This window comes from Candidatus Allofontibacter sp. (assembly GCF_038145245.1).
Taxonomy (GTDB): domain Bacteria; phylum Pseudomonadota; class Alphaproteobacteria; order Pelagibacterales; family Pelagibacteraceae; genus Fontibacterium.
The window spans coordinates 3096-14947 of record NZ_JAYQPI010000018.1 but is presented as its reverse complement, the minus strand read 5'-3'; the positions used below and the strand labels follow the sequence as shown (position 1 = coordinate 14947).

10 protein-coding genes are annotated in these 11852 nt (G+C 27.8%); 3 read left to right on the top strand and 7 right to left on the bottom strand.

Annotation, left to right across the window (positions count from 1 at the left end):
* From sufB to AC8IGH_RS03470, 3 genes are all read right to left on the bottom strand, one after another.
* On the bottom strand, positions 1 to 962 hold a 962-nt coding region (gene sufB / locus AC8IGH_RS03480; protein WP_507419330.1), incomplete at its 3' end, for a Fe-S cluster assembly protein SufB.
* Complete coding sequence (locus AC8IGH_RS03475; RefSeq protein WP_507419329.1) at positions 952 to 2088, bottom strand: cysteine desulfurase family protein; 1137 nt, start codon at positions 2086 to 2088, stop codon at positions 952 to 954. The genes AC8IGH_RS03475 and sufB, both read right to left, overlap by 11 nt.
* On the bottom strand, positions 2085 to 2552 hold the full coding sequence (locus AC8IGH_RS03470) for an Rrf2 family transcriptional regulator (RefSeq protein WP_507419328.1): 468 nt from the start codon (positions 2550 to 2552) through the stop codon (positions 2085 to 2087). The genes AC8IGH_RS03475 and AC8IGH_RS03470 overlap by 4 nt, the downstream gene beginning before the upstream one ends.
* A gap of 131 nt (positions 2553 to 2683) precedes the next feature.
* Here AC8IGH_RS03470 and AC8IGH_RS03465 point away from each other — a divergent pair, with 131 nt between their 5' ends.
* Complete coding sequence (locus tag AC8IGH_RS03465; protein WP_507419327.1) at positions 2684 to 3340, top strand: alpha/beta hydrolase; 657 nt, start codon at positions 2684 to 2686, stop codon at positions 3338 to 3340.
* Here the strand turns inward: AC8IGH_RS03465 and AC8IGH_RS03460 are convergent.
* A complete protein-coding gene (locus tag AC8IGH_RS03460; RefSeq protein WP_507419326.1) occupies positions 3337 to 4431 on the bottom strand; it encodes an anhydro-N-acetylmuramic acid kinase in 1095 nt (364 codons plus the stop codon). The genes AC8IGH_RS03465 and AC8IGH_RS03460 overlap by 4 nt on opposite strands.
* 49 nt (positions 4432 to 4480) lie before the next feature.
* Here AC8IGH_RS03460 and tyrS point away from each other — a divergent pair, with 49 nt between their 5' ends.
* On the top strand, positions 4481 to 5722 hold the full coding sequence (gene tyrS, locus AC8IGH_RS03455) for a tyrosine--tRNA ligase (RefSeq protein WP_507419325.1): 1242 nt from the start codon (positions 4481 to 4483) through the stop codon (positions 5720 to 5722).
* Here the strand turns inward: tyrS and AC8IGH_RS03450 are convergent.
* Both AC8IGH_RS03450 and prfB read right to left on the bottom strand, forming a co-directional pair.
* Complete coding sequence (locus AC8IGH_RS03450) at positions 5715 to 8021, bottom strand: AsmA-like C-terminal domain-containing protein (RefSeq protein WP_507419324.1); 2307 nt, start codon at positions 8019 to 8021, stop codon at positions 5715 to 5717. The genes tyrS and AC8IGH_RS03450 overlap by 8 nt on opposite strands.
* A protein-coding gene (prfB, locus tag AC8IGH_RS03445) for a peptide chain release factor 2 (RefSeq protein ID WP_507419323.1) occupies positions 8021 to 9116 on the bottom strand; the annotation gives its coding sequence in 2 pieces (ribosomal slippage) (positions 8021 to 9049 and positions 9051 to 9116; 1095 coding nt in all). The genes AC8IGH_RS03450 and prfB overlap by 1 nt, the downstream gene beginning before the upstream one ends.
* 177 nt (positions 9117 to 9293) lie before the next feature.
* Here prfB and AC8IGH_RS03440 point away from each other — a divergent pair.
* Positions 9294 to 11216, top strand: a complete 1923-nt coding sequence (locus AC8IGH_RS03440) for an Rne/Rng family ribonuclease (RefSeq protein ID WP_507419322.1) — start codon at positions 9294 to 9296, stop codon at positions 11214 to 11216.
* Here AC8IGH_RS03440 and AC8IGH_RS03435 read toward each other — a convergent pair.
* Positions 11217 to 11852: thiazole synthase (locus tag AC8IGH_RS03435; RefSeq protein ID WP_507419321.1), on the bottom strand; the 636-nt coding region annotated here is incomplete at its 5' end. It abuts the gene before it with no gap.

The following is an 11852-nucleotide window of genomic DNA, read 5'->3' as shown; positions in this document are numbered from 1 at the left end:
CCTTGTAAAATACAACTTGGATATTTCCAAGTAATTGCTGAACCAGTTTCAACTTGTGTCCATGAAATTTTAGAATTTTTGCCCTTACAAATTCCACGCTTTGTAACAAAGTTATAAATTCCACCTTTTCCTTCTTTGTCTCCTGGATACCAGTTTTGAACTGTTGAATATTTAATTTCAGCATCATCAAGTGCAATCAACTCAACATTTGCAGCATGGAGCTGATGTTCATCTCTCATGGGTGCTGTACAGCCCTCTAAATAACTTACATAACTTCCTTTATCAGCGATAATTAAAGTTCTTTCAAACTGACCTGTGTTTGATGCATTAATCCTAAAATATGTAGAAAGTTCCATTGGGCATCTAACACCTTCTGGAATGTATACAAATGAACCATCTGTGAATACTGCTGAATTTAATGTTGCAAAATAATGGTCCGTTAGAGGAATGACTGAACCCAAATATTTTTTAACTAAGTCCGGATGTTTTTGTACAGCTTCAGAAATTGAACAAAAAATAACTCCTATATCTTCTAATTTTTTTTTAAAAGTTGTTGCAACAGAAACAGAATCAAAAACAGCATCAACTGCAACTCCAGCTAATCTTTTTTGTTCATTTAAGGGGATGCCTAGTTTTTCGTAAGTTTTTTTAATCTCAGGATCAATTTCATCTAATGATTTCGGTCCTTCTTTAAAGCTTTTAGGAGCTGAGTAATAATATAAATCCTGATAATCAATTTTAGGATACTGAGGTTTTTGCCAATTTGGTTCCTTCATCAGTTGTAACCTCTCATAGGCCTTTAATCTCCACTCCAGCAGCCATTTAGGCTCTTTTTTTTGTTTAGAGATAAACTCAATAACTTCTTTATTAAGTCCCTTTGGGGCTCTTACAGATTCAACATCCGTTACAAATCCATATGCATAGTCTTGTTTAATTTGCTCTTGGATTAAATTATCTGACATTTAAAGCTCCATTTTTAAAACAATCTGATTTCCAAACATTAAAGAAGGTTTCAATTTGTTCTTTTGTAGAATCCCAACCCAAACTTACTCTAATGGCTGAGTGAATATACTTTTCATCGACTTTCATTGATTTTAAAACATGGGAAGGCTCAACTTTTCCTGAAGAACAAGCTGCACCAGAGCTTACGCAAATACCTTTTTGATCAAGAGCAATTACTTGGTTTTCACTTGTCATTGAAGGATAAGCAAAATAGCAAGTGTTGCTTAAACGATTTACATCTTCACCAAAAATTTTAATTTCATTAGATAATTTTTTTAAATTTATTTCTAATAAATCTCTATTATTTTTAATTTCAGAATTACAAATTTTAGTTAAATTTTTAAGTTCATTAATAACTTCACCAAAACCAACAATTCCTATAAAGTTTTCAGTGCCTGATCTTAAATTCTTTTCTTGGCCTCCACCAATAATTTCAGGAGAAATATTGTTCCTTAAGTTAATTAATAAAGCGCCTATTCCAGTCGGTCCTCCAATTTTATGTGAAGAGATTGAAAATAAATCAACATCAAGATTGTCTAAATCTATTTCTATTTTGCCAAGGCTTTGAACGCCGTCACAATGGATAGTTCCATTATATTTTTTAACAATTTTAGATATTTCATAAATCGGATGAATAACACCAGACTCATTATTGGCAAACATAATGCTTACTAAGAATGGATTTACTTCTTTAGAAAGCGATTCTTCAATTTCTTTTAAATTAACAGTTCCGTTAGGATTAGTTTCAAAAAATTTTTTTTCAATATCTAAATTCTTGATAACATCAATTACTGAAGCATGTTCAGTTTTAAGTGAATAAATAGTTTTAATATTATTTTTTTTAATAAAGCCGTTAATAGCTAAATTATTAGATTCAGTTGCACCGCTTGTAAAAATAAGATCAAACTTTTTAGCTTTTAGAGTAGATAAAATATTTCTTCTAACTTCTTCGATAATTTTTTTTGAATTTCTTCCAATTTTATGAACTGATGATGGATTTCCAAAATCTTCAAATTTTAAACTTTGGAATTTTTTTATTACATTTTTATGTAATGGTGCTGTTGCATTATAATCAAGATAAATCATCTACTCATTCCCTGCGAATGTAATGAACTGTCAAATGGAATATTTCTTGGAATTTTATTTTCTAAGACATCTGATAAGGTAACTGATGTAAAATAATTATTAATATGTCTGGATAAACCATCCCAAAGATTATGAGTAACACATTTAGTCGTTTTGCCAGTACAACCTTTTTTAGATTTTAATTTGCACTTTGTTGTCTTTATATCTTCATTTACTGCTTCAATAATTAAGGAAAGTTGAATTTTATTTGGGTCTTTAGAAAGTTTATAACCGCCTAAATTTCCTCTAACGCTGATAACTAAATCTTTTTTTTTTAATTTTAAAAATAATTGCTCTAAAAATGAAAGAGAAATACCTTGTCTTATAGAGATATCATTTAGACTAACTGGTTTTTCCTGCTTATTAAAAGTAGCAAGATCTGCCATCGCCATTACAGCGTATCTACCTTTTGCTGTTAATTTCATTGTAAATTATAGAATTATTTAACATAAATTTAACTATTCCTACTAATTTAGTCAACTTTAAAAAAAAACCAAAACTCAATTACTTTTATGATATAAGAGCGACCTATTAAAAAATAATTCATCAAAATTTAATGAGCATCGTTAATCCAGCAGGAACTTTTATTAATGGACCAGACGGAAAGTTAGAAGCTAAATACGTTCAAGGAAAAAGTTCAACTGCACCAACTGTTTTAATTCTTCACCCTCATCCAGAATATGGTGGTACCATGAATAATAAAGTCGTCTACAATGCGTTTCACGTATTCCTTAAAAATGGGTTTTCAGTATGTCGATTCAATTTCAGAGGCGTTGGTAAAAGTGAAGGTAAATTTGATAATGGTCAGGGAGAATTATCAGATGCAGCTGCAGTTTTAGATTGGATACAAAGACAAAATCCTAATACAAATGAAAGTTGGATTGTAGGTTTTTCATTCGGCTCATTAATTTGTATGCAATTATTAATGCGCAGACCAGAAATTTATAGATTTATAGCAATTTGTCCTCAACCAAATATTTATGATTTTAATTTTTTAGCACCCTGTCCTTCATCTGGAATGGTTTTATATGCATCTAATGATCAACTAGTGCCAACTGACTCAACAAAAACTTTAGAAACAAAACTTAAAAATCAAAAAAGTATCAGTGTAGATTTTGTAAAAATTGAAGGCGCTAATCATTTCTTTGCTGGCAAAGATAAAGAATTTAATGGCGCTATAGAAAAATATATCAAAAAAGAATCTAGATTTTAATTAGAATAAATTATCCCGCCTGTAACAGCTTTACTGACACCAGTTGTTGTTGGAAGTGATAAATATTTATTCTCTAAACTTCTTATTGCAAGATAAGCAAAGGCTTGCGATTCAATAAAATCTCCAGCATATTTGTATTGATCTATAGTCTCAATTTTAATATTTAAAATTTTTGATATAAATCTAATTAACGTTTTATTCTTTCTACCTCCACCAGCTAATATAATTTTATCTTTTTTTTCTTTAATACTTTTTACAAAATTAGCTATTAAATTTGCAGTTATACTTACAAGTGTTGCAGCTCCATCTTCTAATTTTAGTCCTCTAAATTGTGCAATATTAAAATCTGTAATATCTAATGATTTTTTTTTATCATGATAGTTATAATGATTTAAAAAATCTTCTTGGATTAAAAAATTTACTTCTCCTTTTGCTGAAATACTACCTTCTGTATCAAATTCTTTATCTTTTGAGTTTAATCTGATCCATTGATCTATCAAACAATTACCAGGACCAATATCATTAGAATGAATTACAGAATTCTCAAAATAGCTACCGTTAGCAATACCTCCAATATTAATAATCACGCCATTATTTGTTAGGTTTAAGTTTTTTAAAATTTGTCCGTGATAAAGTGTAACCAAAGGCGCTCCTTGTCCTTTATTAAGGATATCATTATCTCTAAAATTAAAGACAACTTTAGTTTTTAACAACTGCACCATCAATTCTGGATTACCTAATTGATATGTAAAACCCTGCTCAGGTTTATGAATTAAGGTATGACCATGAAATCCAACTAAATCTAATTTAATTGCAGAGTTTTTTTTTAAAAATTCTTTAATAGCTTCTACGTGCAGTAAGGTTAATTTTCTTGATAAATCGTTAATAATTAGTTTTTTTGTTATTAGATCATCTTTTTGTAAAACTTCTTTTCTAATATTTACTAATTCTTTTTTAATATCTGAATTGTATTCATAAAAAAAATTATCGATAACTGAGATGTCGCTTTCTCCATCAGAATTTATAATGGAAAGATCAATTCCATCCATGGAAGTGCCACTCATGGTTCCTAAAGAAATGTATTTATTCATTTTATATAGATTTAATATTATTTAATTTTGTATAATACTATCTTATTGGATGAATCAGAATCTTATCAAAACCTTTCAAGAACGTGGATACTTTAATCAGTGCACAGATTTAGACAATCTAAATAAACTCTTAGATAATAAAAAAATTAAACTTTATATTGGTTTTGATTGCACTGCGCCTAGTCTGCATGTTGGTAGTCTTGTGCAAATCATGTGTCTTAGATTGTTTCAACAGTTTGGTCACACTCCAATCGTTTTATTAGGCGGAGGAACAACAATGGTTGGTGATCCATCTGGTAAAGAAGAAAGTAGAAAAATTCTAACAAGCGCTGAAATTAAAAAAAATACTTCTGGTATAAAAAAAGTTTTTAATAAATTTTTAAGCAGTAAAGGTTCTAATAAATTTATTTTTTTAAATAATGAAAAATGGTTAACTAAAATTAATTATATTAATTTTTTAAGAGAATATGGAAAACATTTTACTATTAATAAAATGTTAACTTTCGATAGCGTTAAACTTCGACTTGATAGAGAACAATCATTAAGCTTTTTAGAATTTAATTATATGATTTTGCAGGCATATGATTTTCTAGAACTTAATAATAAAAATGACTGTATTCTTCAAATTGGCGGATCTGACCAATGGGGAAATATAATTAACGGAATTGAATTGATAAGAAGAGTTAAAGGAAAAGAATCTTATGGTTTAACAACACCACTGATTACAACAAGTTCTGGAGCTAAAATGGGTAAAACAGAAAAAGGAGCTGTTTGGTTAGATGAAAAACAAACTTCACCTTATGAATACTGGCAGTTTTGGAGAAATGTAAATGATGCTGATGTATTTAAATATCTAAGATTATTTACAGAACTTCCATTAAATGAGATTTCAAATTTCGAAAATAATAAATCAAAAAATATTAATGATTTTAAAGTTATTCTTGCAAATGAAGCAACAAAAATTCTTCACGGAGTTAAAGCCTCTTCAAACGCTGAAACAACTTCTAAAAAGACTTTTGAAGATAAATCCTTTGGTAATGATCTTCCAAAAATTGAAGTTAAAAAAACAGATTTAAATAATGGTATTTCGTTTAATGAATTAATCATTAAGATTAACTTTGCAAAATCTAATAGTGAATTTAGAAGAAATGTTGCTAATAAAGGCTATCGAATTAATAATGAAATTGTAATAGATGAAAAAAAAATTGTTACTAAAGATGATTTTAATGGTGAAAAATTTATTAAAATTTCATTTGGAAAAAAACAACACGTTTTAATAGAGGCTATTTAGTATTAGTCGTTTTAAATAACTCTAAAAATCTTTGTATAAATCTTGGCGTTAATGTCCTAACTGGATTAATAGTTGTTTCAAAATTATTGTCTTTGCCTTTAATTTTAAATTTTACACCAAAAACTCCATCCCCACTTTTACCTGTTAAAATCTGCCCTAATATTGGAATATTTGATAAAAGACGATTTATTTCATAGGCCGGAATTAGATTGCCATCCAAACTTACAAAATTATCAGCGTTATTAATTCTACCTTCTACGATAAAACCAAGAGAAGGTCCTGTTCCATAAAAATCTTTAAAGGTAAAAAATTTATCATCATTTTCATAAACAATAACAGTATTATCAAACCTTATTCCATCTCCTTTTAAGGTATCTAAAATTCCTGTGATAGAAGCAAGAGACAATATTTGCGCAAGTACTGGAATTTCTTTTATTTTGAAATCAGTAATAATAATTTTTCCCTTAGATGAAGTTGCGCTTAAATCTTCTGAACTGAATTCTAATTTTCCTCTTTCAAATCCTTTTATAAAACTAAATCCTGCAATAAATGGTCTTGCCCGATCAGAGAGCATATAAGTTGTTATATTGCCGTTTTTGTTTTTATTAATCTTAATGCTAATTTTTTCTTTATTAGAAAAAAAGCCATTAGCATCTAATTTAGTAAACTGACCTTTTAAAATTGTCCCAGATAAATTAAAATCTCGAATATCATCATTTGTTCCTGTATCTACAGTATCTAAATTAGCATAAATAGTTCCATTAAATTTTTTAGAAATAGTTGTTGATGGTTTCGAACTTGTAAGACTATCAATAATATATTTTGCATCTAATTTCTTACCGGTAATTTCTATATGATTAATATTACTTTTTTTAGAAGAGGTTATTTTAAAATTATTTTTTTCAGTATTAAATTTAATACTATTAAAAGAAGTTATTGCAAAATTTTCGTCAAAATTTAAATCAAATAATTCAATATTATTTTTATCAGCATTAAGCGTGACTTTTTCTAATACAGTAAGATTATTTTTAACTTCACCTTTTAAAAGAATTTGGCCATCATCGTTTAATAATTTATTAAAATTAATTGGAGAAAAATTAATTAAACTTTTTTTAATATCGATTCGTGTATCGAAATAATATTGGTCTTTATTAGTATTTAATTGAATATATAGTTTTGAAGAGCCTTTTATGTATTCAGGCTTAAATACTTTTTGCCAATTTATAAAATTAATATCTGATATAATATTAATTTTTGATATTTTTTTATTCAGGTCTGAATTTATTTTAAAATCTAATATATCGTTTTGATTAAAAATTGTTCCATTGGCAAAAACATTATTTTTATCAAATTCAACTTTAAATTTTCCATTTTTAAACTTTCTGTTTTTTTCATCTAAAACATTAGGATACGTGCTTTGGAGTAAATCTAATTCAAAATTTGTAATGTCAGCTTTTCCTTTGACAGAGGTATTCAGAAGATTTCCTTTTTTATCAAATTGAACTTCAATTTTATTATTAGCAGTAGTTGCAAATGATAATTTTTCTATATTTTTAGTAATATCTTCTAGGGCTGGTATTTTTAAATTTTTGAATTCTTTTAATGAATTAAATTTTCCTGCTAAATTTAAATCTAAGGTAGCTTTATAACTATCTGATAATTCATTAATAAAAATTTTAGATTTGTCAAAATTTAAACCTACTGTAGATCCAGATATTATATTAATGTTCAATTCATTATTTTTTAATTCAATATCTGCATTAATATTCTGAAATTCAGGTAATTCATTTGTAACTATAAAAGTAGTGTCTTTAACACTTCCTGAAAACTCAACTTTTATGATGTCGTCAGTGTATATTTTTAAGTCACCTTTTATGAAACCTTTTTTAACTTTATTGTCTAGATAGCCTTTTTGATTGTCTTCTAAAAATACATCTCGAATTAGATTGATACTTTTTTCAAATGAATTTTCTGAAAATTTTATCTCTACAAATTTGGGAATGTAATTACCTTTAATTGCTGAAAACAAACTAATACCAAAATTAGTTTGGTAAATATTGGTAAGATCTCCTTTATGGTAAAGTTTTGGTTCATTAAGACTAAATTTAAATGCAAAATCTTTTATGTCTAAATTTACTTTTATATCTTTAAATTCTAATTTAACTTTTTTGTATTGGTCATTGAATTTTTTTTGAATAATCTCATTAAATCTAGATGTTTGAATTCCAAACAATAAAAAAATAAAAACTGCTAAAAAGACTCCAAAAATAATTAAAAAAATTTTATTTTTTTTAGTCATTAATGAACTCCTTGATAAACTGACGCTTCTAAAAATACTCTAATATCGCCATCTAATACTTTTTCTGGATTTGTAACTTCAATATTTGTTCTATTATCTTTAACAAGTTGATAAGGTTGCAAAACATAATTTCTAATTTGACTTCCCCAGCCTATTTCTTTTTTAGAATTTTCTAAATTATCTGAATCTTTTTGTTTTTTTTTCATTTCAAGTTCGTAAAGTCTAGCTTTTAACATATTCATCGCAGTTTCTTTATTTTTATGTTGTGACCTTTCATTTTGACACTGGACAACGATCCCAGTAGCTATGTGCGTTATTCTAACGGCACTATCTGTTGTGTTTACATGTTGTCCACCCGCCCCACTCGATCTATAAGTATCTATTCGAATATCCTTTTCTAAAATTTCTATATTAATATCTTCGTTAATAACTGGATAGACCCATGCACTTGCAAAACTTGTATGTCTTCTCGCGCCTGAATCAAATGGTGAAATTCTAACTAAACGATGAACTCCTGATTCTCCTTTTAACCAGCCATAAATAAACTGCCCTGTTATTTTAATCGTCGATGATTTTATTCCAGCTTCTTCGCCTCTACTCTCATGAATTAGTTCAACTTTATAATTATTTTTCTCTGCCCATCTTGAATACATTCTTCTTAACATCTCTGCCCAGTCTTGACTTTCTGTGCCTCCTGCTCCTGCGTGGATTTCAACATAAGCATCGAGAGCATCATTTTCATTAGATAAAAAACAAAGCAGTTCAATTTTTTTTAATTTTTCTAAATTACCTTCAAATGATTTATTTAAATCTTTAGCAAGAACTTCATCATTTTCTTTAATAGCAATATCTAAAAGATCCTTATTGTCTAAATGCTCTTTAGAAATAAAATCGTAGTTATTTTTTATTTCTAATAAAAAATTTCTTTCTTTTATTACTTTTTCTGCGTTTTTTTGATTACTCCAAAAATCTTGAAGTTCTGTTTGTATTGTTAGATCTGAAATTTTTTTATCAACCTGATTTTTATCAAAGATACCCCCTTATGTTATCTAAGGATTTTCCTATTTTTTCTGCGATATTTTTAACTTCGATCATTTTAAAAATTTGTTTTTATGATTAATTTATTAAATAACTTAACAATTTCTACAACGATTTGCTTAAATTATTAAGATTTAAATAGATATTTTAACAAAGATGTTTATTATAATAGTTAAGAAAACAAACAAATTTTATGTCATTAAAAATTAATCAAAAATTTAGGAATTTATTATCATGTCTAAGGATTTACTCATCGATGCTTCGCATCCAGAAGAAACTAGAATTGCTATCAAGTCCGATAATGGAATTGAGGAATATGAATATGAAAATATTCATCGCAAAAATCTAAAAGGAAACATCTACTTAGGTAAAGTAAGTAGAATAGAGCCGTCATTACAAGCTGCATTTGTTGATTTCGGAAACGAAAGACACGGGTTTTTAGCATTTAATGATATTCAATCAGACTATTATCAAATCCCTCAAGCTGACAAAGATAGAATTAAAAAAGAAGAGGAAGAAGCTCGAGCAAAACTTTTAGAAGAAAACGACAAAGAAATCGTTGAACATTCAGAGCAAGGTGAAAATATTAATTTACAAGATAAAAATTCATCCAGTGGAGATCAAGATGAGGAGAATATCGGAAACAAAGCATCTGATGAAGATCTTAATGCAAATATAGAAAATCAAGCTGATGATAAGCCTAAAAACAACAGAAGTTTTTACAGATTTAAAAGATATCGTATTCAAGAAGTAATTAAACCCGGACAAATAGTTTTAGTGCAAATCGTAAAAGAAGAACGAGGAAAAAAAGGTGCGGCACTAACAACATTTATATCTCTTGCAGGAAAATACATTGTATTAATGCCCAACACAGCAAAAGGGGGTGGTATCTCTAGAAAAATTTATAGTTCAAGCGATAGAAAAAAAATGAAAGAAATCATTAATGATTTAGAACTTCCAAAAACAATGGGATTAATTGTTAGAACAGCAGGAGCAAATAAAACTAAAAATGAAATAAAAGACGATTTAACAAATTTATTAAGTACATGGGAAGAAATAAGAAAAAATACTTTAAAGTCTATCGCTCCAAGTACAATTTATGAAGAAGAAGATTTGATTGCAAGAGCTATTAGAGATTTTTATAGCAAAGATATTGATAGTATTATTGTTGATGGCGATAAAGCATTTGAAGCTGCAAAAAAATATGCAAAAAAAATCTCAAGCGCACATGTAAAAAACGTCATAAAATATAAAAAAAAAATTCCTATATTTCATCACTACAATATTGAAAAATATTTAAATTCAATTTTTGAACCTAGAATAGAGTTAAAATCTGGTGGATACATAATTATAAGTCCAACAGAGGCATTAGTTTCTATCGATATCAACTCAGGCAGATCTACTAGAGAAAGAAATGTTGAAAAAACAGCTTTGACAAACAATTTAGAGGCAGCAGAAGAGATTGCAAGACAAGTTAAATTAAGAGATTTAGCAGGTCTTATTGTTATTGATTTTATCGATATGGAAAACTATTCAAATAAGCGTTTAGTTGAAAGAAAGTTAAGAGAGTCTCTAAAAAACGATAAAGCAAGAATTCAATTTGGTAGAATAAGTAATTTTGGTCTTCTTGAGATGACAAGACAAAGATTAAGAGAAGGCTCAATTAAATGGGAGATTCAGTTATCTGCAGATTCATTTGCTCTTAAGATAATTAAACTATTAGAAGAAAAAGCATTTAGTGACTCAAAAATTAAAATTATAGATTTAAATTTGTCAAAAAAAATAATTGATATAATTAATACTAATTATTCAACCGAACTTAAGTTTTTTAAAGATAAATATAAATTTAAAATTAATTTAGTTCAAAATTCTGAATTCTTAAGTCAAGAATTTTTATTTAGTTTTTATGATTCTAAAAAGAAACTAATCACAGAATTTAATGGCTCTGAAGTCAAAGAATCTTCTTTAAAAGAATCAACTGAAAATTCTCAAAAAAAAGAAATAAATGATAATTCAGAAAAAAGAGATGAAATTACTGATAAGAAAAAACATGAAAATTTTAAAAATAAAAGAAAAAAATTTTTTAATAAAAGTAAATTTAAAGACAAAAAAAAATCAAAAGAAATTGAGACAGTATCTACTAACGAAGTAGGTTAACTATTCAATAAGTCCTTCGAATGGACTTGAGGGATTTGCAGTTACTTTTTTCTTAATTCTGCCTGCTATAAAAGATTTTCTTCCTGCAACCACCGCATCTTTCATTGCCTCGGCCATTAATATTGGATTTTTAGCCTCTGCTACAGCAGTATTAATTAAAACTCCATCACAACCTAATTCCATTGCTATTGCTGCATCAGAAGCGCACCCTATTCCTGCGTCAACAATAACTGGTACTTTAGATTGGGTTTTAATAATAGAGATATTAAATCTATTTTGTATTCCCCTGCCTGAACCTATGAGTGATCCTAAAGGCATAATGGCTGCTGCACCCATATCTTCTAATTGCCTACAAAGTATTGGATCATCTGAAGAATAAACCATAACTTCAAAATTTTCTTTTTTTAAAACTTTTAAAGCTTCAATAGTTTCTATCATATTTGGATATAAAGTTTCTTTATCACCAAGCACCTCTAATTTTACAAGATTCCAACCTCCCGCATCTCTAGCTAATCTTAAAGTTCTTAAGGCCTCTTCTGCTGTATAACAACCTGCTGTATTTGGAAGATAAGTAATTTTTTTAGGATCTAAAAAATCTACTAACATTGGCTCTTTTGGATTTGTAACGTTTACTCT